Annotated in this window: 18 protein-coding genes; 1 reads left to right on the top strand and 17 read right to left on the bottom strand. The window is 72.6% G+C overall.

Annotated elements, in window-relative coordinates:
- Position 1: 1 nt before the first annotated feature.
- The 3 genes from ABZ370_RS05470 to ABZ370_RS05460 all read right to left on the bottom strand — a co-directional run bounded on the left by ABZ370_RS05470 (position 2) and on the right by ABZ370_RS05460 (position 8,645).
- On the bottom strand, positions 2 to 7,096 hold the full coding sequence (locus tag ABZ370_RS05470; protein WP_358616796.1) for an SDR family oxidoreductase: 7,095 nt from the start codon (positions 7,094 to 7,096) through the stop codon (positions 2 to 4).
- A 468-nt stretch (positions 7,097 to 7,564) separates the two neighbouring features.
- Positions 7,565 to 7,891 (bottom strand): AzlD domain-containing protein, encoded by a 327-nt coding sequence (locus tag ABZ370_RS05465; protein ID WP_063726969.1) that lies wholly within the window; start codon positions 7,889 to 7,891, stop codon positions 7,565 to 7,567.
- Positions 7,884 to 8,645 carry an AzlC family ABC transporter permease gene (locus tag ABZ370_RS05460; protein ID WP_358616794.1) on the bottom strand — a complete coding sequence of 254 codons (762 nt, stop codon included), beginning with the start codon at positions 8,643 to 8,645 and terminating at the stop codon, positions 7,884 to 7,886. Before ABZ370_RS05460 ends, ABZ370_RS05465 begins: the two co-directional genes overlap by 8 nt.
- 80 nt (positions 8,646 to 8,725) lie before the next feature.
- Between ABZ370_RS05460 and ABZ370_RS05455 the strand changes: the two genes are divergently transcribed.
- A complete protein-coding gene (locus ABZ370_RS05455; RefSeq protein ID WP_358616792.1) occupies positions 8,726 to 9,166 on the top strand; it encodes an Lrp/AsnC family transcriptional regulator in 441 nt (146 codons plus the stop codon).
- Positions 9,167 to 9,187: 21 nt separating this feature from the next.
- On the opposite strand, the gene ABZ370_RS05450 is transcribed toward ABZ370_RS05455, so the two are convergent.
- The 14 genes from ABZ370_RS05450 to catA form a co-directional block, all read right to left on the bottom strand.
- On the bottom strand, positions 9,188 to 10,522 hold the full coding sequence (locus ABZ370_RS05450) for an amidase (protein ID WP_358616789.1): 1,335 nt from the start codon (positions 10,520 to 10,522) through the stop codon (positions 9,188 to 9,190).
- Between the two features lie 35 nt (positions 10,523 to 10,557).
- Positions 10,558 to 11,502, bottom strand: coding sequence for a PDR/VanB family oxidoreductase (locus ABZ370_RS05445; protein WP_358616787.1), 945 nt, complete (start codon positions 11,500 to 11,502; stop codon positions 10,558 to 10,560).
- A gap of 12 nt (positions 11,503 to 11,514) precedes the next feature.
- Positions 11,515 to 12,057, bottom strand: a complete 543-nt coding sequence (locus tag ABZ370_RS05440; protein WP_358616784.1) for an aromatic-ring-hydroxylating dioxygenase subunit beta — start codon at positions 12,055 to 12,057, stop codon at positions 11,515 to 11,517.
- Positions 12,047 to 13,330 carry an aromatic ring-hydroxylating dioxygenase subunit alpha gene (locus ABZ370_RS05435; RefSeq protein ID WP_358616781.1) on the bottom strand — a complete coding sequence of 428 codons (1,284 nt, stop codon included), beginning with the start codon at positions 13,328 to 13,330 and terminating at the stop codon, positions 12,047 to 12,049. Before ABZ370_RS05435 ends, ABZ370_RS05440 begins: the two co-directional genes overlap by 11 nt.
- Positions 13,331 to 13,338: 8 nt before the next feature.
- Positions 13,339 to 13,683 carry a hypothetical protein gene (locus tag ABZ370_RS05430; RefSeq protein ID WP_358616779.1) on the bottom strand — a complete coding sequence of 115 codons (345 nt, stop codon included), beginning with the start codon at positions 13,681 to 13,683 and terminating at the stop codon, positions 13,339 to 13,341.
- Positions 13,680 to 14,150: a nuclear transport factor 2 family protein gene (locus ABZ370_RS05425; RefSeq protein ID WP_358616776.1), complete on the bottom strand. Its 471-nt coding sequence runs from the start codon at positions 14,148 to 14,150 to the stop codon at positions 13,680 to 13,682. The genes ABZ370_RS05430 and ABZ370_RS05425 overlap by 4 nt, the downstream gene beginning before the upstream one ends.
- Complete coding sequence (locus tag ABZ370_RS05420; RefSeq protein ID WP_358616773.1) at positions 14,114 to 15,454, bottom strand: MFS transporter; 1,341 nt, start codon at positions 15,452 to 15,454, stop codon at positions 14,114 to 14,116. The genes ABZ370_RS05425 and ABZ370_RS05420 overlap by 37 nt, the downstream gene beginning before the upstream one ends.
- A gap of 325 nt (positions 15,455 to 15,779) precedes the next feature.
- Positions 15,780 to 16,538 (bottom strand): IclR family transcriptional regulator, encoded by a 759-nt coding sequence (locus ABZ370_RS05415; protein WP_358616770.1) that lies wholly within the window; start codon positions 16,536 to 16,538, stop codon positions 15,780 to 15,782.
- Between the two features lie 86 nt (positions 16,539 to 16,624).
- Entirely contained in the window at positions 16,625 to 17,251 is a 627-nt protein-coding gene (locus tag ABZ370_RS05410) for an alpha-ketoglutarate-dependent dioxygenase AlkB (protein ID WP_358616767.1), read from the bottom strand.
- A gap of 72 nt (positions 17,252 to 17,323) precedes the next feature.
- Positions 17,324 to 18,445 (bottom strand): glycosyl hydrolase 53 family protein, encoded by a 1,122-nt coding sequence (locus ABZ370_RS05405; protein ID WP_358616764.1) that lies wholly within the window; start codon positions 18,443 to 18,445, stop codon positions 17,324 to 17,326.
- The gene (locus tag ABZ370_RS05400; protein ID WP_358616762.1) at positions 18,442 to 20,853 is read right to left on the bottom strand and encodes a glycoside hydrolase family 44 protein; all 2,412 of its coding nucleotides are present in this window, start codon (positions 20,851 to 20,853) and stop codon (positions 18,442 to 18,444) included. The genes ABZ370_RS05405 and ABZ370_RS05400 overlap by 4 nt, the downstream gene beginning before the upstream one ends.
- A gap of 160 nt (positions 20,854 to 21,013) precedes the next feature.
- Positions 21,014 to 22,198, bottom strand: a complete 1,185-nt coding sequence (locus tag ABZ370_RS05395; protein WP_358616759.1) for an FAD-dependent monooxygenase — start codon at positions 22,196 to 22,198, stop codon at positions 21,014 to 21,016.
- A gap of 44 nt (positions 22,199 to 22,242) precedes the next feature.
- A complete protein-coding gene (catC, locus tag ABZ370_RS05390) occupies positions 22,243 to 22,539 on the bottom strand; it encodes a muconolactone Delta-isomerase (protein WP_358616756.1) in 297 nt (98 codons plus the stop codon).
- Positions 22,540 to 22,545: 6 nt separating this feature from the next.
- Positions 22,546 to 23,412 carry a catechol 1,2-dioxygenase gene (catA, locus tag ABZ370_RS05385; protein ID WP_358616754.1) on the bottom strand — a complete coding sequence of 289 codons (867 nt, stop codon included), beginning with the start codon at positions 23,410 to 23,412 and terminating at the stop codon, positions 22,546 to 22,548.
- Between the last annotated feature and the right edge of the window lie 24 nt (positions 23,413 to 23,436).

The raw sequence follows: 23,436 nt of genomic DNA, 5'->3' as shown, positions 1-23,436 counted from the left end.
CTCACCAGCCCGAGGCGGTGTAGACGACGGCCCGGTCCGGTTCCTCGCCCCAGGCCAGCTCGCGCAGCAGCGCCAGCGCGCCCTCTTCGGGGTCGATGAGCGAGATGCCGCGCCGGGCGTACTCCCGGCCGAGTTCCGGTGTGACCATGCCGCCGTGGGCGCCGGTCGGGGCCCACGGCCCCCAGTGCACGGTCAGCGCCCGGCGGCCGGTGCGGTCCCGCCACCGCGCGCCGAGGGTTTCCAGCGCGTCGTTGGCCGCGGCGTAGTCCACCTGGCCACGGTTGCCGAGGGCTGCGGATATGCTGCCGAACAGCACCGTGAACGCCGGGGGTTCGGGCAGTTCCGCGAGGGCGTCCAGCAGGGTCCGCGCGCCGTCCGCCTTGGTGCCGAAGACCCGCGCGAAGGACTCGGCGGACTTCTCCGCGATCAGCCGGTCCTCGATGACACCGGCCGCGTACACGGCACCGTCCAGCCGCCCGTGGTCGGCGTGGATCTGCTTCACGGCCTGGAGCACCGCCGCGTCATCCCGGACGTCCACCGAGCGGTAGCGCACCCGGGCACCCAGGGCATTCAACTCCCCCAGGGTCGCGGCGACTTCACGACGCGCGAGGATGCGGGCCACCTCCCGCTCGATCTCGGCCGGTGTCGCACCGCCCCGGGCGGCGAGCGTCGCGCGCAGCGCCGTCTCGTCGGCCGCCGCAGCGGTGTCCGGGGCCTCCGGGCCGGTGGGTTCCGGCGTACGGCCGAGCAGTTCGATACGGCAGCGGGCGGCGGACGCGAAGGCGAGGGCGCACCGGGCGGTGATGCCACGTGCCCCGCCGACCAGGACCACCACGGAGTCGCGGTCCAGGCCGAGCGCGGCGGCCTCCGCCGCGCCGTCCCCGGCGGGCCCGGCACCCGAGGCGGCGAGCGGTCCGAGCGGGGCCTGCGTCAGGTCCAGCCGGTGGCGCCGTCCGTCGGCGGTGCGCAGGACGACGGGCGTACGGGCGGGTGCGGACAGCTCGGCGAGCAGCGCACCGGCCACGTCGTCGGCGGACACGGGCGCGTCGGCGGCCAGCTCCACCAAAGTGGCGGCCGTGTCCGGGTATTCCCTGGCCACCGTACGGAACACCCCGCGCAGCCCGGCCGGGCGCGGGTCGAGCGGGTCGGCCGTGCGCACGGCCAGCAGCCAGTGCGGCGCGCGCCGCAGCGCCGCCTGGAGCACGGCGAACATCTCGGGCAGCAGGGGCGCACCGGACCCGGTCAGCGGGTCGAGGAGCAGCACACCGTCCACCGGGCCGTCTTCCTCGGCGAGGAGATGGTCGGCGGCGAGGGTCAGGGCCCGGGCGCCGTGCCCGGTCAGCCGGGCGGCGACGGCGGCGGCCACCCCGCCCGCGTCCCCGCCGAGCAGGGCGAAGCGCTTGCCGGTGAGATCGGGCGTCCCGGCGCCCTCGGCCAGGGCGTCCACGTTGTCCAGGGGTACGGGCGTCAGCCGCATCCGCCGGGGTGCCACGCCGGGCGCGGCGGCGGGCTCGACCACGGGTTCGTCCCGCGCCACGGCCGTGTCCGGCGCGGCGGGGGCGAGGCGCGCGGTGAGCCAGTCGGTGACGGCCGCGGTCGTACGGGCCTTGGCCAGCTCCTCCAGCTCCTCGTCGCCCAGCGCGGCGGTTCCGGCGCCCGCGACACCGAGGCGTCTGGCCAGCTCACCGGCGATCTCGGCGCGTTTGATGGAGTCGATGCTGAGGTCGGCCTCAAGGTCGAGATCGGGTTCGATCATGTCGACGGGGTAGCCGGTGCGTTCGCTGATGATCTCGGAGACCGCGCGCAGGACATCGGGCCCGGTGGCGGGCGCGGCCGGTTGGTCGGTGGCCTGTTCGGCGACGGCCGGAGCGCGAGTGGCCGCCGCGGGCTCCGCGGACAGGGGCGAGGTGGCGGCGGGGGTGACCGGGGTGGCCAGGGGCACGGGTGCGGTGGCGGCCGGGGGCGGCGCCGCGGGCCGCTCCCCCGGCGTGCCACCGAAGTAGGTGAGCAGGACGTCGCGCTGGGCGGCGACCATCTCCCGGCTGGTTCTCAGGAATTCGGCGATCAGGGCATCCCGGTCCCCGTATCCGCCGTTGTCCGTGCGGTCCGTCTGGCTCACCGTCGCCTCCACGACACGTCGGGCCGGTGCCAGCGCACCGGGGAGAAGGTCACCGTCCGCGGTGCGGACCAGTTGTCCGTCGACCGTCCATCCGGGCCGCTTCGGCGGGTCGGTGGACGCCGCGTCGACGGCGTCACGGCCCCGGAACAGCCAGCCCGTGCGCACCGGAACCCCGGCGACGGCCAGCTGGGCGAGGGCTTCGAGGAACCCGCGCGGCCCCTCGAAGCCACCTCGCCGCCCGTCGGTACCGGCGCGCCGCCCATCCGTACCGGCCCGTCGCCCGTCGGTACCGGACCGCCGCCGGTCGCAGGCGACGGTACGGTGCGGGCGGTCGCCCAGGATCTCCGCCACCAGCCGGGTCAGCACGGTGCCCGGCCCGGCCTCCACGAAGATCCGGGCGCCCGCCGCGTACATGGCCTCGATCTGTTCCTGGAAGCGGACCGGGGCGCCGATCTGGGCGGCGAGTTCGGCGCGGATGGCGTCCGGTCCGTCGCCGTGCGGGGCGGCTGTGCGGTTGGCCCAGACCGGGAACTCCGGTGCGTACACCGGGTGTTCGGCGAGTGCCTCGGCGAAGCGCGGACCGCCCCCGGCGACCAGCGGGCTGTGGAAGGCGCATGCCACCGGGAGCCGTCGGACCGTGTGCCCGGCCTCCCGCAACAGCGCGACCGCCTCCGCCACTTCGCGGTCGGGGCCGGAGATCGCGGTCTGCCGCGGCGCGTTGTGGTTGGCGGCCACCACGTGTCCGGCGAGCCCGGCCTCCCGCAGCAGCCGCTCGACGGCGTCGGCCGGAGCGGTCACGGCGGCCATGGTGCCCGGCTCGTGTCCGGCGGCCTCGGCGGCGCCGAGGATGGCGGCCGCCCGCTCGGCGCTCAGCCGGGGCAGGGTGCGCGGGTCGAGGGCGCCCGCGGCGCACAGCGCGACCAGCTCGCCGTAGCTGTGCCCTGCCCCCATGTCGGGCCGTACTCCGGCCGCGGTGAGCAGGGTGTGGGCGGCGAGCCCCACGATGCCCAGGGCGGGCTGGGCCACCCGGGTGTCGGTGAGGGCGGCGCGCTGCGCCTCCTTCCCGGCCTCGTCGAAGGCGGCCGGGGGATACAGCACATCGGCGTAGCCGGAGCCGTGGAGCAGATGGTGCCGCAGTTCGGGGAAGGCCACGAACACGTCCGCGAACATCCCGGGCCGCTGGCTGCCCTGCCCGGGGAAGAGGAAGGCCACCTTGCCCGGCGGCTCCTCCGGCCCGGTGTCCGCGGCCAGGTACAGCCCGTCGTCCCGTCCGCCCGGTCTGCCGCCCGGTCTGCCGCCCGGTCTGTTCGCAGGCCCGGCGGCGGCCACGTCGCCCGCCAGCACCCGCCGTAACCGCTCGGCCAGGTCGTCCAGGTCCGTGGCCACCACCGCCACCCGCACCGGTTCGTGGCCCGCCTCGGCCCGCCGGGAGGCGGTCAGCGCGAGGTCGCGCAGCCGCCACGGCCGTCCCGCCGTGTCGTTGGCCTCGGCCTGCCGCAGCGTCTCCTCGACCGTGCGCAGCGCCGCCGCCCGGTCGGTGCCACGGAAGAGGAAGAGTTCGCAGGGCCAGGCGTCGAGTGTGTGCGCGGGTGGTGGCGCGCCCTTCGCGTGGGCCGCGAGCACCACATGGAAGTTGGTTCCGCCGAAGCCGAACGCGCTGACCCCGGCCACCCGGTCCGCGGGCGCCGTGGCCCATGGCCGCGCCTCGGTGTGGAACGCGAAGGGGCCGCGTTCGGCGTCCCAGGCCGGGCTCGGCCGCGTCAGGTGCAGCGTCGGCGGCTTGACGCCCGTGTACAGGGCAAGCGCGGTCTTCACGAGCCCGGCCAGCCCGGCGGCGCACTTGGTGTGCCCGATCTGGGACTTGACGGAGCCGAGCGCGCAGCCGCCGGGGTCCGCCCCGGCCTCGGCGAACACCTCGCCGAGGACGGTGAGTTCGGTACGGTCCCCCACCGCCGTACCGGTGCCGTGCGCCTCGACCAGACCGACGCTCGCCGGGGACACCCCGGCGCTCGCGTAGGCGCGTTCCAGCGCGGCCCGCTGGCCCTCGGGGCGCGGGGCGGTCAGCCCGAGCGAGCGGCCGTCGCTGGACGAGCCGACGCCCTTGATGACGCCGTAGATCCGGTCGCCGTCGCGTTCGGCGTCCGTCAGCCGCTTGAGGACGACGCACGCGACGCCCTCGCCGAGCGCGATGCCGTCGGCCGACGCGTCGAACGCCCGGGAACGGCCGGTCGGGGACAGGGCGTGCACGGAGGAGAAGAGCACATAGTCGTTGATGCCGTTGTGCAGGTCGGCGCCGCCGCACAGGACGAGGTCGCTGGTGCCGGCGGTCAGCTCCTTGCAGGCGACGTCGACGGCGGCCAGCGAGGACGCGCACGCCGCGTCCACGGTGTAGTTGGCGCCGCCGAGGTCGAGCCGGTTGGCGATCCGCCCGGAGATGACGTTGGCGAGCATGCCGGGGAACGAGTCCTCGGTGAGCCTGGGCAGCTGCCCGGCCAGGGCCCCCGGCACCTCGCGGAAGTACGACGGCAGGACGGCGCGCAGGGTCTGCGCGTTGGACAGGTCGCTGCCCGCCTCGGCGCCGAAGACCACGGAGGTGCGCGAGCGGTCGAAGCCCCGGCCGCCGTCACCGGGGTTCCCGTACCCGGCGTCGTCCAGGGCCCGGCGGGCCGCCTCCAGGGCCAGCAGCTGGACGGGTTCGATGCTGCCGAGGGAGGCCGGGGGGATGCCGTAGCGCAGCGGGTCGAAGGGGATGCGCGGCAGGAAGCCGCCCCACCGGGAGGCGGTGGCGCCGTCGTCGCCGCCCGTGTAGTGGACGGCGGGGTCCCAGCGCTCGGCGGGCACCTCGGTGATGGCGTCCACGCCGCCCACCACGTTGGCCCAGAACGAGGCGAGGTCGGGCGCCTGCGGGAACATGCAGGCCATGCCGACCACGGCCACGTCCAGCGGTGCGGGCTCCGGTGCCGCCACGGGGGCCGCGTCCACGCCCAGCCGCGTCCGCAGCGCCCCGGCCCGCGTGGCGAGGAAGTCCGTCGCGGCCGGGCCCACCGCGTGGTGCAGCGCGGCGATCGTGGTGGTGGCCGAGCGCAGCACCGCGACCTGCCCGGCCATGAACATGCCGTCGGAGAGCTGGCGTTGCTCGTCGGCCTCGGTCAGCCGGCCGTCGGGGCCCCGGTCCAGGCCCTTGCTGGCGATGCGCAGCCGCCCCACGTTCAGCCGCTCCAGCCGCTCCCACAGCTCCCGGTCGGGGACGCCCTCGTCCCGCAGCCGCTCCTTGAGGGTGCGATAGCTCTCGGTGAAGGGGCTCGGCACACAGCGCGTGGCGTGGCCGGGGGCGGTCTCCAGCAGCGCGGTGCGCTCGGCGGCCAGCACCTGGCGCTGGAAGAGGGGCCGTACCGCTCCGTGCGCGACGGCCTCTTCGGTGAACAGGTACGCGGTGCCCATCAGCAGCCCCACGGCGACGCCGCGCCGGGTCAGCGGGGCGGCGAGCGCGGCCACCATCGCGGCGGACCGTTCGTCGTGCACGCCACCGGCGAAGTACACCTCGATGCCCGCGCCGTCGGAGGGGTGCCCGCCGTCGGACGGGCGCGTGGGGTCGGACGGGCGTGCAGGGTCGGACGGGCGCGTGGGGTCGTCGAGGAAGTCCTCGATGACCGCGATCTGCGCCTCCCACAGCGGGAAGCTCGCGCGCGGGCCCACATGGCCGCCGCATTCGGAGCCCTCGAAGACGAACCGCCGCGCCCCGCCCTCCAGGAACTGGCGCAGCAGTCCGGGCGAGGGCACATGCAGCGAGGTGGTGATGCCGTCCCGCTCCAGCGCCGCGGCCTGGGACGGCCGTCCGCCCGCGATGATGGCGTGGCTCGGGCGGATCTCCCGTACGGCCTCCAGCTGGGCGCTTCTGATCTCCTCCGGGGCGAAGCCGAGCACGCCCACGCCCCACGGACGCCCGGCCAGCGCCGCCGCGGCCTCCTCCAGCAGGGTGCGCGCCTGATCGCGTCCGGCCAGGGCGAGCGCGATGAACGGCAGCCCGCCGCCCGCCGCGACGGCGGAGGCGAACCCCGCCCGGTCGCTGACGCGTGTCATCGGGCCCTGTGCGACGGGGAGTTGGGGCACGGGTGTGGTCTCGTGCGCGGCGTCCCGTACGACGTCCTGGACGGCTTCGGTGACGCCTCGGACGGCGCGGCCGACGTCCCCCCAGCGATCGGCGAAGCGAGCGGCGAGGAAGCCGTCCTGACCGACCGTCAGAGGCGTTCCGGAGCGCGGGGAGCGGGTCCGCGGGCGCAGCGCGCGGTGCCCGTCGACGACGGTGGTCTCCGACCCGTCCATCGGCCGGAGCATCGCGGCCCGGTCCTCGGTGAGCCCCGATTCGGCGAGCAGGGCGAGCTGGGTGTCCAGCACGACCCCGGCCGCGCCCCCGATCACCGCCGCGGCGGCGGTGCGCGGACCGATGCCACCGCAGGCCCACACCGGTACGGACACGCCGGGCTCGGCGAGGAGCCGCTGAAGCAGGACGAAGGTGCTCAGTTCGCCGACCGGCCCGCCGCATTCACTGCCCCGGGCGATCAGCCCGTGCGCCCCGGCCCGCACCGCTTCGAGGGCCTGCTCCGGGTCGCTGACCTCGACCAGCACGCGGTGGCGGGCGACGACGGCGTCGAGCGGCCAGGGCGCCCCGGCGCCGAGGATCACGGTGTGCGGTCCGGGCCCGCCGCCGTGCCCCGGGGGCCCGGTGTCCGGTGGTGCCGTCTGCCGCAGATCCGCGGGCGTGAGAGGGCATCCGGCCGCCACGCGGACCCCGTAGCGTCCGTCGGCCACCCAGTCGTCGACGCGTTCCCACGCGTCCAGTGCCGTTCGGCGCGTCGTTCCCAGGTCGAGGACGCCGAGCCCGCCCGCGCGGCTGACCGCGGCGGCGAGTCGTGGGTCCGGTTCCCCGAACGGGGTGATGCCTATAACAAGATCGCCAGGATACGCAACGGATGACATGTTTTCTCCGGGTAAATCGCTAAAGCCGCGAAAGGGGAGATAATTCTGGCATGCACGTCTAACGTACGGCTTGCGCCATTTACACAGAACGACGCGGAGGCGAAATTAGCGATCCGGTTACTGAGCCGTCAACAAGTTGCGAGCCCTGTACCTGCCAGGACGGACTGGTTCTCGCCAAAGGCGGGGAGATCCACCGCGGCACCGCCCCTCTCTTCCTTTGTTACATGTTGATGTACCTTTCGTGAGCGGGGACGGAAGAGAGCGTGCCACCGGCGTCCCTTGTGCCCCTCGAATACACCATTTACCCAGCGGGACTCCCGCCGGAAAAAGCGCCCGAGCATGCCGATCGAACCCAATCGGCGGAACGCATTCCGGATTCTGAATTCCGCGCACACGCGGCACATCGCCGGAAAGTGCGACCGGAATCAGCCCGCGGAGGCAGCCGGTGCGGGGCCTGTTACTGGAGCGTCAGAGCGCGTTGACGAGGGCCACGTAGACGGCGGTGCCGATGCCGACGCTCAGGATCGTGCGGCGGCCGCAGGCGAGGTGGACGCCCACCGTGGCGGCGACGGCGAGCAGCGCGTACGACGTCGTGTGCGGTTCGGCGGCGACGCTGCCGTGCAGGGCGGTCACCGCGAGGATCGCGAGGATGCCCACCGGCATCCACGCCGACAGCTGCCGCACGATCGGCGAGGTGCGCAGGGTGCGCAGCACCGCGAAGGGTACGGCCCGCAGCGCGAGGGTGATCGTGAAGACGATCGCGAGGACGGCGACCAGGTACGACGTGCTAGGCATCGGCGGGCTCCTCGGCAGGGCGGCGGGTGGTGAGCGCGTGGCGGGCCAGCAGCAGGGCGACGAACAGCAGCAGCGCGGTGAACAGCGCGACGCCCGGGGTGAGAACGAGCGCGACCGTGACACTGGCCCCGGCCAGCAGGACGGAGGGGATCTCCCGGCGTGAGCGGAACGCGTCCAGCGTGAGCACGGTGAACAGGGCGCACAGCGAGAACTCCAGGCCCTTGATCGGCCCGGGCAGCGCCGCCCCCAGGGCGACCCCGGCCAGGCCGCCGCCGACCCAGTAGATCTCGCAGGCGATCTGCATCGCCAGCAGGCGGGGTGCGGAGCGTTCCGCCTCGGGCAGGGAGGCGCTGACGGCGTACGCCTCGTCGATCATCGCGTAGACGGCGTACGCCTTCGCGAACGGGTTCCTGACCAGGTGGAGAGGAAAGGAGAAGGCGTAGAACACATGCCGGAAGTTGACCACCAGGACGGTCAGCGCGACCGAGGCCAGTGGCGTGACGGTGGCCACCATGCCCACCAGCAGCAGTTCCAGCGATCCGGCGAACGCGGACAGGGACAGCGCGGGGGCGAGCCACCACGGCAGACCGGCCTGGATGACCAGCAGGCCGAGCGCGATGCCCAGCGGGAAGATCCCGAGCCCCGCCGAGAAGGAATCGCGCACCCCCGCGGCGATGCGCCGCCTTCGGATGTCGGGGGCCGTGGCCGGTGGGGGGTCCGGCGCTGCTGTCTGGGTGGGAACGTCGTGTCGCACCTGCTCATCGTCTCGCGGAACGCGCGCCATGTGGTTGCGAATATTGCAGGTCAGGCCCCTGGTCGTGCAATCTTTATGCCATGGATGCCATGGATCGAGCAATCATCGCCGAGCTGGAGCGGGACGGGCGGCTGACCAATGTCGAGCTGGCCCGTCGGGTCGGGCTCACCACCGGGCCGTGTCTGAGGCGTGTGCAGCGGCTGGAGGCCGACGGGGTCATCTGCGGCTACCGGGCCGTCGTCGATCCCGTCGCCGTGGGGCGCGCCTTCGAGGTGCTGCTCGACGTCAGCCTCGACTCCCAGGACGCGGAGACCACCGGACACTTCGAGCGGACGCTCACGCAGGCCGAGGAGGTCGTCGAGCTGCGGAGGCTGTTCAGCACCCCCGACTTCTTCGTACGCGTGGCGGTGGCCGATCTGGCCGCCTACGAGACGTTCCTCAGCCAGCACGTCATGACCATCCCGCGGGTCAAGAACGTCACTTCGCACTTCACGATGAAGACCATCAAACCGGCCCCGTAGCCCCGAGAGCCCGCCGGTGGCCTACTCGATGGACTGCCCGGTGGCCTGCTCGATGGCGTGGCCGAGGGAGAAGAGCCGCTCCAGCCGGTCCGGGTGTCCGATGAGCTGGAGCCCCAATGGCAGGCCCCGGCCGTCCCGGTGGCCCGGTACGGTCAGCGCGGGCAGGCCCAGGAGCTGCCACGGGCGGCTCAGGACCGGTGAGCCGGTGGCCGCCAGGCCCTCGGGGGCGGGGCCGGGGGCGGCCGGGCCGAGTACGGCGTCCACATCGCCGAGCAGCGCCAGCATCGCGGCCCGCTCCCGCTCCGCGACGGACAGCGCGTGGCGGTAGTCCGTGGCCGTGGTGGCGCGGCCCCGGGCGAGGAGTTCGGCCAGTGGCGCGCTCAGTCGCTCGGGGTGTGCGCCTTCGGTGGCCAGGGCGCGGGCGGCCTCGTAGGCCATGACGGTGGCGTGGGCCTCGGCGAGCCGGGGTGTCCGCGTGGCCCAGTCGATGTCCACGAGCACCGCGCCGTCCGCCACCGCCCGGTCGGCGGTCCGTTTCAGGGCCGCGCGCATGGTGTCCGCCACTTCGGCCAGTTCGGTGCCCGGCCACACCGCGAGCCTGGGACGCTCGGGCGGTCCGGGCGGGCCGGGAAGCCGGTCCGCGCCGGTCAGGGCCAGGTACGCCAGGCGCACATCGGCGACCGTCGGGGTGAGCAGCCCGACCGCGTCGAGGGTGTGGGACAGGCCCGCGAACCCGGTCGTGTCGAGTGGTCCCCCGACCGGTGCCACGAAGCCCGCGACACCGCAGTACGCGGCGGGCCGGGTCAGCGAACCGGCGGTCTGGCTGCCCAGGGCCAGCGGCACCACGCCCGCCGCCACCGCGGCCGCGGAACCGCTGGAGGAGCCACCGGGGGTGTGCTCGAGGTGGTGCGGATTGCGGGTGGGGCCGGGGGCGAAGTAGGCGAACTCGGTGGTGACCGTCTTGCCCAGGGGAATCGCGCCGAGCTGCCGGAGCCGGGCGACCAGCGGGGCATCGGACGCGGCCACCCGGCCCCGGCGCAGGGGCGAGCCGCATTCGGTCGGCAGGCCGCGGACGTCGATGATGTCCTTGACCCCGAACGGGATACCGCGCAGGAGCCCGCCCGCCGAACCGCCCGACGGTCCGCCCGACGGTCCGCCCGAGGGCGCCGTGTCGAGCTGCCGGGCGGCGTCCAGCGCGCCGTCCCGGTCCACCCGTACCCACGCCCGGATGCCGGGCTCCGTGGCGTCGAGGCGTTCCAGCGCGCCGCCCACCGCCCGGCCCGCGCTCAGCCCGCCCTCGGCCACCTTCGCGGCGAGGGCGGACAGAGCCGTCGTTTCATACCGCATTTCCGGCATCGGTGTTCTTCCTTCCCGGCGGGCAGCACAGCGGGCTACAGCTCCAGTACGAGGCGGGCGGTGCGGGCCCGTGACACACAGGTGGCGATCTGGTCGCCCGCCTCCTTCTCCTTGCGGGTCAGGCAGTTGTCGCGGTGGTCCGGTACGCCGTCGAGCACCGGGAGCACACAGGTGCCGCAGATGCCCTCACGGCAGGACGTGTCGACCTCGATGCCGCCGTCCGCCAGCACCTCGACGATGCTCCGCCCGGGCGGAACGGTGAACACCTCGCCGGTGTCCAGTTCCACCTCGAACGCGTCACCGGCCCCGGCCACCGGCTCCAGCGGCTGGAAGTGTTCGACATGGACTTGGGTCTCGGGCAGCGAGCGGGCCGCCACGTCCTCGACACGCCGCATGAACTCCTTCGGGCCGCAGGTGTAGACGTGGGTCGCGGGGTCCGGGTCCGCCAGCGCCTCCGCCAGCGTCCCGGGGTGTTCGTCCCGGCCGAGCCCGAAGTGGAACTCCACGTCGGCGGCGAACGAGGCGCTCTCCAGAAGCGGGACGAACGCCGCCCGCTCCCGGCTGGTGGCGAAGTAGTGCAGCCGGAACGGGGCGCCCGTGCGGTGGAGTTGGTACGCCATGCTGAGCAGCGGCGTGATCCCGATACCGGCCGCGACCAGCACATGGCGGGCCGCCGCGGGCTCGACGCGGAAGAGGTTCCGGGGTTCGCTGACGAGGAGTTCGTCCCCGGCCACGACCTGGTCGTGGAGCGCCGAGGACCCTCCCCGGGAAGGGTCCTCCCGCTTGACGGCGATCACATAGGCGCCGTCGTCGGGGGGCCCGCACAGCGAGTACTGCCGGGTGATGCCGCTCGGGCCCACCACGTCCACGTGCGCCCCCGCCTCGTACGGTGCGAACGGCAGGCCGTCGCCGCGCCGCAGCCGGAAACACTTCACGGCGCCGGTTTCGGCCGTGACCTCGCTGACCGTGGCCCTGATCATCGTGTGCCTCACCTACAGCAGGAAGCCGGACGCGTTGACGGCGTCCTCGGAATTGACCAGCCGGATGACCTTCTCCTGGATCAGCGGCTCGGGTCCGTCCAGCCGGACCCGGTGGGTGATGTCCGCGCCGAGCACGAAGGTCCGCTCCCGCCGGTGGCCGACCAGCACCTGCGCGGAGCTGAGCGTGACGGTGGCGTCGTCGCGGTGCTGGACCACGAACCGGGACAGGGTGCGCACGGTGCGCGCGGCGGCGGCGACCGAGATCGAGTAGCCGGACGTCAGCCGCTCGATCCGCATCCGGCGCATGCGGTCGTCGTCGTAGACCATGTTGAGGCCGGCCTCGTAGTCCTCGGTCTCGGGGTCGATGGGGATCACGTACCGGCCGTCGGGCGCCCAGAGCCGGTCCCACTCGTGGTACTGCTTGCGGTCCAGCAAGTGGGCCTCGCGCCAGATGAGTTCGACGGCCGGGGCGGTCCGGGGGTCGGCGAGGCTCAACAGCTCCGGTGCCACCGGGGCCGTGATGGTCGCGGGGGTCGCGGGGGTCTCAACGGACATCGGTCATCATCGCCTTCCACATCGCGTACGCCTCGCGCATACCGGTCTCGTCGGTGGCGTGCGCCACGTGTCCGTCCCTGTCGTCGCGCTCCCGGGACAGCCCGCGGTTCACCATGATCGGCACGTCGGGACCGGCCGCCGCACCGCGCTGGACCCGGTCCCAAGCCTCGGAGTCGTCGGGGCTGCCGAACCCGAACGGCCCCTGGAAGTGCTCGTGGATGCGCAGTCGTTCACGGTTGACGACCTCCGGGCCGCCGTCCAGGCCCAGCGCCAGATGGCGGATCTCCGTCTCGTTCACGGAGATGGGACGCAGCACCCGGAAGAACGCCATCGACATCGCCACATTGGGGAACAGGTTCAGGTTGAACCCGGCGCCGTGCATCGAGCGCACGATGCGCCGCACCGTGGCCGGTTCGAACTCCCGGGACAGCTCCTCGATGATGTGGCCGAAGCGCCCCTGCAACTGCTCGGTGCCGTCGTCCTCGTCGAGGTCGACATGTTCCGGCACCATGACCATGACGCTGTGGCCGTTGCCGAGGGAGTGGGTGACCGCCTTCTCGTCGGTCATGAACGACAGCATCTCGGCGGTCTCCGCGTCCACGGAGGACATCCAGGAGCGGTGCACGATCGGGAAGTGGTAGCCGTCGGTGGTGTTCTCCAGCTGGATCTTCCAGTTGCCGTCGAACCGGAACTTGTGCTCGCCTTGGACCTTGATGGGGTATCCGGCGCCCTGCTTCATGAACAGGTCCATCCAGTGCCTGGCCGGTCCCAGGAAGTCGGCGAGGGGTTCCACGTCCTGGTTGAAGCTGGCGAAGACCATTCCCGCGTACGTGTCGACCTTCAGCCGGTGCAGCGGGAAGTCCTTCTTCTCCAGGACGTCCTCGTAGCCGTCCGGGTACGGGATGCCGCGCAGCTTTCCGTCGAGCGCGTACGACCAGGCGTGGTACGGGCAGGTGAATCCGTTGGCGTTGCCCCGGGGCGCCTCGCACAGGCTGGCCCCGCGGTGGCGGCAGCGGTTGAGCAGGACGTTGATGGCGCCGCGCCGGTCGCGGGTCACGATCACCGGCTGCCGGCCGACCATCGCGGTCCTGAAGTCACCGGCGTTCGGGATCTCGCTCTCGTGCGCCACCCAGACCCAGGTGCGGGCGAAGATGCGGTCCATCTCCTGCTCGAACAGCTCCGGATCGGTGTAGAGCGAGACGTCCACACGGTCGCTTTGGACCAGGGCGGCGGGGTCGCCGCCGGTGGGGGCGGGCTCGGTGGATGTGTTCACGGATGGGTTCATTCCGTCGCTTCCTGTGAGTCGTCGCGTGCGGCGTGGCCGTCGCGTGCGGCGTGGTCGTCCCACTCGGCGTGGTCGTCCCACTCGGCGCCCGCGGTCCAGTAGTCGCTGCCGTCGGCCCGGACGCCGTGGCGCCACTCGGTGGTTCTGCGCAGGGTGGGTTCGGCGGCAGCGCACGCGGCGTCCGCGCCGTCGGGGCCTTCCTCGGGGGCGCCCCAGTGCACCCAGTTCAGCTCTCTGCCGTCCCGGTCGTGGAGGAACAGGTCGACGTGGTGCCAGCCGTAGGGGCGGATGTCGCGGTAGCAGGTGAGGAGCATCGTCCGGCCGTCGTCGGGTGCGGTCATCGCGCCGCCTCCGGGGCCGTCGCCACGTCGTCGGGGAGTCCGGTCGTGAAGACACGCTCGGTACGGAAGTGGCGGATGCGGGCGGTGTCGCCGTCGATACGGAAGTCCACCTCCAGCCGGGCCACGACGAGTTCGGCGGCTCCGGACACGTAACGGGACAGCTGCTGCATCAGCCACCTCCCCCGGACCTCGTCGCCTTCGGCGGATGTCGTGCCGGGGTGGAGCAGATGCACATTCGCCTGGAAGTGCGGGTTCGGCGGCAGATGCGCCGCGACCATCTCCGCGATGGCCCGGGCGCCGGTCGTACGGCCGAACTTCGCGGTGTAGAGCGGCCCGACGCCCTCCCAGACGGCGTCCGGGGTGAAGAGGTCCTCCAGCGTGCCGGTCACAGCCGGGGACCGGGGAACGTCGCACAGCTCCAGGTAGCGGGTCAGTGCCCCGTGTGCGAGATGCTCGGGCGAGGGCATGCGGGAACATCCTCCTTCCCCTGATCGGGGTGTGCCGCGGTCTCGGGGGCGAGCGCCACGGCGATGACGGTGACCACGCCCATGCCGATCAGGAACAGGGCGATCGGCCAGGACGCGCCCGCCCAGGCGAACAGCGCGGTGGCGATGATGGGCGAGAAGCCACCGGCGACCATCGACGCCAGCTCATGGCCGAAGGCGACCCCGCTGTAGCGCACCCGGCTGTCGAAGAGTTCATGGAAGAACGCCGGCTGGGTGCCGATCATCGAGCCATGGCAGATCACGAGCGCCACGAACGCGGCCACGAACACCAGGACCGGGTTGCGCGACTCGAACATCGCGAAGAACGGATACGCCCAGAGGATCATCGCGATCGCACCGCCGAGGTAGACCGGGCGGCGTCCGACGCGGTCGGACAGGGCTCCCCACATCGGCATCGCGAACGACTCGACCAGCATCCCCGCCACGACCGCGGCCAGCACCAGGTCGCCGTTCAGCCCGATCGTGGCCGCGTAGGAGAGGCTGAAGGTGAGGAAGACGTACAGCGCGCCGTTCTCGGCGATGCGCGCGCCGAAGGCGATCAGCACCGCCTTGGGGTGAGTGCGCAGGACGTCGAGGATGGGCAGCCGGGCCTTCTTCCCGGCCGGTGCCGCCCGCTGGGCCACGGGTGTCTCCATGACCCGCATCCGGATCAGCAGCCCGACGGCGGTGAGCACGATTCCGGCCAGGAACGGGATGCGCCATCCCCAGGCGAGGAACGCTTCCTTGCTGGTCACGGCCTGGACCAGGGTGAAGACCGAGGCGGAGAGGACGAACCCGAGGCCCACCCCCGTCTGGCTCCAGGCCGAGTAGAAGCCGCGGCGGTGGTCCGGGGCGTGTTCGCTGACGATCAGCACACCGCCGCCCCACTCGCCGCCGACGGCGATGCCCTGCACGATCCGCAGGCCCACCAGCAGCACCGGGGCCCACACCCCGAGGGCGGCGTAGCCCGGCAGCAGGCCGATGAGGAAGGTCGAAACCCCCATGATCATCAGGGTGATGACCAGCATCGCCTTGCGGCCGAGCCGGTCACCGAAGTGTCCGAAGACGATGCCGCCGAGCGGTCTGGCGAGGAATCCCGCCGCGTTGGTGCCGAAAGCGGCGATCGTGCCCACCAGCGGATCGAAGGTGGGGAAGAACAGCGTATTGAACACCAGCGCGGCGGCCGTGCCGTAGAGAAAGAAGTCGTACCACTCCAGGGCGCTGCCGACCAGACTCGCGATCGCCGCCGTGCGCACCTGGCGCGGGGCACCCTTCGTTTCTGCCATCTCGGTCTCCCATCGGCCGCTTTTCGGATCGTCAACCGCGGCCCGGCTGTTCACGCATTGTTCGTGGCGGCCCGGAGGGAGAAAATGCCAATGGCCCGGTCACCGGACCAAAAAATTTGCGGCCCCGGCCGCCAGAGGGTGTCTTGCCGATCATGCCGGGCTCCCGACGCCGCTGTGACATCAGCCGCTGCCGCGGCGGGCGGCACCTCGCGGCCCCGCGCTCGTCGCACGCAGCGCCTCCCCCAGCTACCGCTGGGAGGTGCCCCCTGCACCAGACGCCGCTCGCTGATCCGGCCTGATCGACAAGACACCCCCGAGCCGGAAATCAGCCCTTCACCGGCGCGACATCCCGGGTCAGCGCGCGGCCCGCCGCCCCGACCACGGGAGCCGTCCGGCGCACGTCCAGCCGGTCGACCGGGCCGACCACGGTCAGGGTCGCCACGGCGACCCCGTCGGCGAACACGGGCGCGGCGACCGCCCCGTAGCCCACGACCAGCTCCTGACGCTCGACGGCGTAGCCCTGGCGGCGCACCTGCTCCAGCTCGGCCTCCAGCCGGGCCGGATCGGTGATCGTCCACGGGGTGCGGCGGCGCAGCGGTGAGGCCATGACGGCCTCGCGTGTCGCCGTGGAGCCGAAGGCCAGCAGCGCCTTGCCCGACGCCCCGCAGTGGAACGGCACCCGGCCCTCGACCTCGGTGACGGCGACACCGCCGCCTCGCTGGCTGAAGTACTTCTCGACGAAGAGCACGTCGTGGTCGCCGGGGAAGGCGAGCACGACGGTCTCCCGGGTGGTCAGCGCCAGGTCTTCGAGGTAGCGGGCCGCGATCAGCCGCAGGGCCCTGGTCCGGGGCGCGCGCTGGCCCAGCTCGAAGAGGAGGGAGCCCAGCTCATAGCGGCGGCCGTGCCGGTTCAGCAGGCCGACCCCGACCATCTCGGTGGCCACCCGGTGCACGGTGGTCTTCGCCAGCTCGGTCCGCCGGGCCAGCTCCGAAAGACCGAGCACCGGCGCCCCGGTGTCGAAGGCCCCCAGGATCAGCCGCACCTTCCGCAGCAGGGAGTCGCCGCCGTCCGGCTCGGCACGCATCGCCGCCACCTTCCTCGCGCCGGGGCACGTCCGTGGTCAGGCCTTGAGCATCGTGCACAGCGCTGATCGGCTCAAGAGGCCGAGGGTCATCGCACCCCGGTGGGGCGGAACTGGACGCTGATCCGCGGCCCGGTCGTCCGCGTGCTCTTGGGGATGGCGTGTTCCCAGGTCCGCTGGCACGATCCGCCCATCACGATCAGATCGCCGTGCCCGAGCGGCCGCCGTATCGCGGCCCCGCCACCGCGGGGGCGGAGCAGCAGATCACGGGGCGCGCCGACGGACAGGATGGCGACCATGGTGTCCTCGGCGCTGCCGCGGCCGGTCCGGTCGCCGTGCCAGGCCACGCTGTCGCGGCCGTCGCGGTAGTAGCACAGCCCGGCCGTGGTGAACGGTTCCCCCAGCTCGGCGGCGTAGTGCGCGGAGAGCGCGTCCCGGGCCTCTGTGAGGACGGGGTGGGGCAGCGCGTCGTCGGCGCCGTAGAAGGCGAGCAGCCGCGGGACCTCCACGGTCCGGTCGTACATCCGCCGCCGCTCGGCCTTCCAGGGGACGTCGGCGGCGAGCCGCGCGAACAGGTCGTCCGCGCCCCGCAGCCATCCGGTCAGCAGGTCGATCCAGGCCCCGTCCCGCAGCGCGGTCCTGCGCACCCCGCGCAGCGGGCCGAGGACCGCGTCGTCGGCCTGGTCGAAGAGCGAGCCCTGGAGATACGCGCCCATGGGGGCAGTGTACCCAGGTAATCGATCAGGTGTGCGATGGAGTGACTAGGGGGTGGGGCTATGGGGTGTGGGCTATGGGGCCCATCTGATGTTCGGATTCAGCCGGCCGGTCCAGTTGAAGACGGCCATGTTGTCCCAGCCGTCCCCGCTGTTGTTGATGTCGGCCGGGTCCCAGCCGTTGCCGGGGACCGCGTACCAGGTGGGTTCCCAGTAGAAGACACCGATCGCACCGGCGTTGCGGGCGGTGTTCTGGACGTCGGTGAAGTTGGCGGCCTGGCCCGCCCAGGTGAGCGGATAGCCCGAGCAGCCGGAGGTGACCGAGTTGCCGGTGCTGTCGGCGTTCGCGCTGGTGAAGGGGTACGCGGTCTCGGCGATGACCACGTCCTTGCCGTAGCGGGACCTCATGTCGGCGGTGACGTCGTACAGGGTGGTCAGCGAGCCGTGCCACATGCAGTAGTAGGACAGCCCGGTGATGTCCCAGCTGACCCCCTTGGCCTTGATCCCGTCGTAGAACCAGCGGGCGTGTGCGTCGCTGTCCGCGTTCGCGGTGTGAATGATCACCTTGGTGGCGCTGTTGCACGCCTTGGTGGCGTTGTAGCCCGCCTTCAGCAGGAGGCTGAGGTTGGTGAAGTCGTTGTCGACCACCTTGCCGTCGTTCCACAGCATGCCGACGTTGATCTCGTTGCCGATCTGCACGCTGTCCGGCGTGGTGCCCTGGGCCTTGAGGCTGTTGCAGACGTCGTAGGTGTAGTTGTAGACATCCGTCTGGAGCTGGCCGATACCGTGGCTCGCCCAGGCCGCGGGCTTGCGCTGATTGCCCGGGTCGGCCCAGGTGTCGGAGTAGTGGAAGTCGACCAGCAGCCCCAGCCCCTTGGCCTTGACCGCCTTCGCGTAGGCCAGCACCTTGGCCTTGTTGTTGTAGCCGCTGGCGGGGTTGTTCCAGACCCGCAGGCGGACGTAGTTCACTCCGGCGCCCTTGAGGATGTCGAGGGGGTCGGCGGCGTTGCCGTTCGCGTCGTAGTACGTGGCGCCGAGGTCGAGGGCGCGCTGCGCGGTCGACACATCGGCGCCGCGCATGCTGAGCGCGTTCACGGCGGACGCCCCGGTTGGTGCGGCGAGCAGGGCCGCCGCCAGGGCGGTCACGGTGGCGAGCAGGGCGGCCCTGAGCCTGCGCCCGTATCCGTGCGCGGTCATCGCGGCCTCCTCCGGTCGGGGTTCTCTCCTCGTACGGCGTCGGCGCCGGGCGCGTGGCCGACCGGGGCCGCGATGTGTGCGGCGGCCGCGGTGCCGGGGGCGGTGCACGGCTTGCCGTTCAGGGTGAAGTCCCGTGGCGCGGGGTTGGTGCCGGTGTAGGCGCCGTTGAAGCCGATGGCGGTGGAGCCGCCGGTGGCCAGGGTGGCGTTCCAGCCCGCGTCCTTCACGGTGACCGCGCTGGCGTTCTGGCTCCACGTGCCGTTCCAGCCCTGGGTGACCTTCTGGTTTCCGGTGAAGGAGAAGCCGAGCTGCCAGCCGTTCACCGTGGGTCCCTTGTTGGTGATCGTGACGGTGGCCGTGAAGCCGCTGCCCCAGTCGGTGCCCACGGTGTAGCCGACCGTGCAGGAGGCCGCCGGGGCCGCGGCCGTGGTCACCTTCACCGCGGCGGATGGCGGGGAGCTGCGCCCGGCGGTGTCCTTGGCCACGACGCGGAAGGTGTAGGCGGTGGCCGGGGACAGTCCGGTGACGGTGGCGCTCGTGGCGGGGGCGTCGACCGTGGCGACCGGGGCGCCCGTGGTGTCGCCGGAGTACACCTCGTACCGCGCCACCGGGGACGATCCGGCGGTGGACGCGCCCCAGGCGAGGGTGGCCCGGTCGGAGCCGACGGCGGTGGCGGCGGGGGTGCCGGGCGCGGTGGGCGGCTCGGCCTCCGGCGATCCGGCGGGCAGGACGTACTCGGTGATGGAGTAGGCCGGGAAGGTGGCGGTGAAACCGCCGTTGGTCAGCGGCTGATCGGCCAGGTGCCTGATCGCGGTGACGTCGTCCTGGCCGTACCGGTAGACCTGCGCCGCGCCGCCCGGCGCGGTGGTGCCGGTCATGGACACCGGGGCGGTCAGATCGCCGGTGGTCTTGTTGACGACGATGACGGTCAGCGCCTTGTCGCCGCTGCGCTCGGCCGCGTAGACCGCGAGCTTGTCCTGGTCGGCGCTGGCGGCGCGGACCGCGGTGTCGCCGAAGGAGCCGCCCTCGCCGTCGTAGTTGCGGAACATGCGGAAGGCGAAGGCGCCGGGCTCGGTGGAGGTGGGCGGGTCCCACAGGGTGGCGAGGTCCAGCCCCTCCCGTCCGAAGATGCCGAGCACATCGGCCTGGGCGAGGGCCCCGTTGATGTGGTCCAGCGCGCCCCAGTTGTACTCGGTGATGGCGAGTTTGGTGCCCGGATAGTTCTCGTCGGCCAGGGAGCGCATGCGCGGGATGAACTGGATGGGCTGGTTGATCCAGCTCTCGTCGACGTAGGTGGGGTCCCACAGCTGCCGGGTGGAACGCAGCCGCAGCGCCTGGGTGGCCTCGTCCACACCGCCGCCGAACACCCCGGTCTGCTGGGGGTAGATGTGCTCGTCGAAGTAGTCCAGGATGCGGCGGCCGTGGCTCTCCTCGTACGCCTTCATCTGCTGGAGGTACCAGGGCGCGAACAGCTGCCCGCCGTGGGCCGCCCGGTCGGGCGGGTTGGACCAGCAGTCGCCGCCCTTCTCGTTGCAGGTCTTCTGGTCGAGGCCGGAGTAGATGAGGGAGTTGAAGCCCCAGCCGACCGGGCCGAGGGTCCGCGCCCCCGGGTCGGCGTCCTTGATGGCGGCGGCGGTGGCGTACGTGCTGTCGCGCATCTCGTCGTAGCCGGTGCCCGCCGGGTGGACGTCGCGGTGGGTGCTCCACCACAGGTCGGGCTCGTTGTCGAGGTTGTAGAAGCGGACGCCGCCGGAGTCCGCGGCGCCGTAGGTGCGCTTCAGATACTCGACCCAGCCCTTGGTGAACTCCGGGCCCGCGGGGACGCTGGTCTCGGCCGGGTCGTTGCCGGTGACGTTCGTGCCGTCGGCCTTCACGCCGTTGCCGCAGTCCGGCCGCCACTGGGCGTCGCTCGCCTTCTGGGGGCCGTACTTGGCGATGCTGAAGCCGCAGGCGGCGTTGCGCTCGGCCGTCGTCCAGCCGCTCATCGGCACGGTCAGCACGGTGTCGGTGCCGGTGCGGCGGTTCTGCTCGACGAACTTGTCCGCTTCCGAGCCGTCCGGCAGCTGGGCGGTGCCGTTGTTGTAGAAGAGGTTCTCGAAGTACCAGTCCGCGCCCGCGTTGTACGCGTCCTGCTGGTAGTTGTAGCGGGTCGTGGCGTTGCCGCCCCAGCGCCGGACCGGCAGGCGCAGTTCCTCGGCCAGTGCCTCGTCGGCGAAGTTGATCCCGTAGATGTGCGGGTCGATCGCCTTGCGGCCGGTGGTGGTGTCGACGCTGAGGGCGGGGCCTTCGGCGACGGAGGAGGCGGCGGGCCGCACTCCCCCGCCCGGTAAGGCACTCGCCTGGGGGCCTGCCAGACCGGCGGCGGCCACCAGCAGCACCACGGCCGCCGACGCGGCTCTTCGAGTCATGCGCGGGGGTCTCCTTCTCAACGGCCGTGCTGACGACGGGACATGGCGGGACGAGACGGTGGGAGCGCTCCCATCTCAGCGCATGGTCGGGGAGCCGCGCAGGACTGTCAACCGTCTCAACCGAACCCGGCAGCAGTCCCCGCGCGGCACCCGCCGTGCGTCACCCGGCGCGTCGTACGTCGTACGCGTGAATCCAGCCGAAGTCCTCGGGCACGGTGGCCAGCTTGCGGTCACGCCGCTCGGCCGCGGGCCCGTCGGGCAGATGCAGCAGGTCCGAGGTCACCCACGAGCTGCGCTGCACCTGCCGGGTACGGGCGCGGCGCAGCCGCTCGTAACGGCTCAGCGCGGCGCCGCGGGCCTTTGGCCCGGCAGTCCCGGCCAGGCAGTCGGCCAGGGTGGCGGCGTCCTCGATGGTCTGGTTGGCGCCCTGGCCGTGGTGCGGCAGCATGGCGTGCGCGGCGTCCCCGAGCAGCACCGCGCGCCCACGGGCCCAGCTCCGCAGCGGGTCCTGGCCGAACAGGGCCCAACGGTCGCTCTGCGGGGCGCCGGTGACCATCTCGGCCATCGCCGGATGCCATCCGTCGAACGCGGCGGCGAGCTCGCCCGGCGCGGCCTCGGCGCGCCAGGAACCGGCGGTCCACCGGGCGGGTCCCCGGAGCACCGCGAGGAAGTTGACCGTGCCCTGCCGGTCGATCGGGTAGTGCAGGACGTGTCCGCCCGGCCCCATCCAGAACTGGATGGCCCGCGGATCGGGCAGCGACGGCACCCGTTCGGCGGGCACCAGGCCCCGGAAGCCACTGGTGCCCGAGTACACGGCGGATTCACCGGGGTGTATCCAGCGGCGGACCGCGGAGTGGACACCGTCGGCGCCGACCACGAGGTCGAAGCGGGCCGCGCCGGGGCCGTCATCCAGCTCCAGGCGCATTCCGTCCCGCTCCTCGGCCAGGCCGCGCACCCGCGCGCCGAGGTGCAGCCCGTCCCGGCCCCACGCCGTGCTCAGGATGGTCTGGAACACCGCCCGGTGCACACCTCGGTAGGCTCCGCCGTACCGCTCGCGGTACACCTCGCCGACCGGGTGGGCGGCCACCCGGTGGCCGTCCCGCCAGTGGCGGTAGACCAGTTCGGTGGGCTCGGCGGAGTGTCGCGCGAGTGCGGTGCCGAGGCCGAGTTCGTCCAGCAGCCGAGTGGCGTTGGCGGACAGCGCCACCGCGGCGCCGGTCTCCTTCAGCTCCTCCGCCTGCTCGAAGATCTCGGCGTCGATGCCGCGCTGCCGCAGGAAGAGCCCGAGGGTCAGTCCCCCGATCCCCGCGCCCACGATGGCCACGCGTGGTGCGGCCGTCCCCATGGTGTCCGCCTCCTTCGTCAGTTCTCTGCTCGTCGTTCGTTCCCTCATGCCCCGGCGTCGTCGGCCGCCAGGTCGGAGGGGTGCTGGGCCAGCGGTGTGACCTCGATCGTCAGGTAGGGGAAGAGGGGCAGGTTCCACAGGACGCGGTGGAGTTCCTCGTTGTCCTCGACGTCGAAGACGCTGACGTTGGCGTACTGCCCGACGCAGCGCCAGATGTGCACCCAGGTGCCTGCCTTCTGCAGGTCCCGGCAGTACGCCTTCTCACGCGCCACCAGATCCGTGCGCACCTCGGGGTCGAGGTCGCGCGGTATGTCGACGTCCATCCGTACCGCGAACAGCATCGTGCGTCACACCTTGTCGAGAACGAAGTCGTAGGTGACCTCGCGGCCGCCGCCGTCCGCCGCCGGGCCGGGGTCGAGGATGAGTTCGGGCTTCACGGCCCGGGCGATGTCGTCCGCGACATGGCTGCCGCCCTTGAAGTACAGCTGGGTGGTGACGAGCTGGTGGCCGGGCGCCGAGACCTTCAGATGGAGGTGTGCGGGGCGCCAGGCGTGCCAGCCCGCGGCGTCGATGAGCCTGCCGCAGGAGCCGTCGGTGGGGATCTGGTAGGGCGCGGGCTCGATGGTGTGAATCCCGAAGCGGCCCTGTCCGTCGGCGACGACGGTGCCGCGCAGATTCCACTCGGGCAGTCCCGGGGCGAACTGGGAGTAGTAGCCGTCGTTGTCGGCGTGCCACATCTCGATCACGGCGCCCGGCAGCGGGGTGCCGTCCACGCGGGTGATCTGTCCCTGGAAGAGCAGCGGGGTGCCCTCCTCGCCGTCACGCATGGGCAGGGTCGCCTCGGCGGGCAGGCTCGGGGCGCCGGAGACGTAGTACGGGCCCTCGATGGTGCCCTTGCTGCCCTCGCGGTTCTCGCCCGCGACCTCCTCCACGACGTGTTCGACCCAGACGTCCAGGAAGAGCGGCCACTCGCCGTCCTCGCCGACCTGGATCAGCCACGACTTGAGCGCGTCGTACTCGGCGTAGCTCAGCTTGTGGCGGCGGATGATGTCGTGGGTGGCGGCGAGGAGTTCGGAGACCAGGGTGTCCACGCGTGAGGTGTCGGCCCCGGCGGCGCCGGTGTGCCCCTTGGTGCGGAACCGCTCGGTAGCGGCGGCTCCGGAGGCGGCCGCGGTGGCCTGCTCGGCGGGGGCGTCGGTGCTGATATCGGTCATGATCGCGTTCCTTGTCCGTCGGTC

Origin of the sequence: Streptomyces sp. NPDC005962 (assembly GCF_040629205.1) — a bacterium.
Taxonomy (GTDB): Bacteria; Actinomycetota; Actinomycetes; order Streptomycetales; family Streptomycetaceae; genus Streptomyces.
The sequence above is the reverse complement of the archived record's forward strand: the minus strand, read 5'-3'. Positions and strand labels throughout refer to the sequence as shown.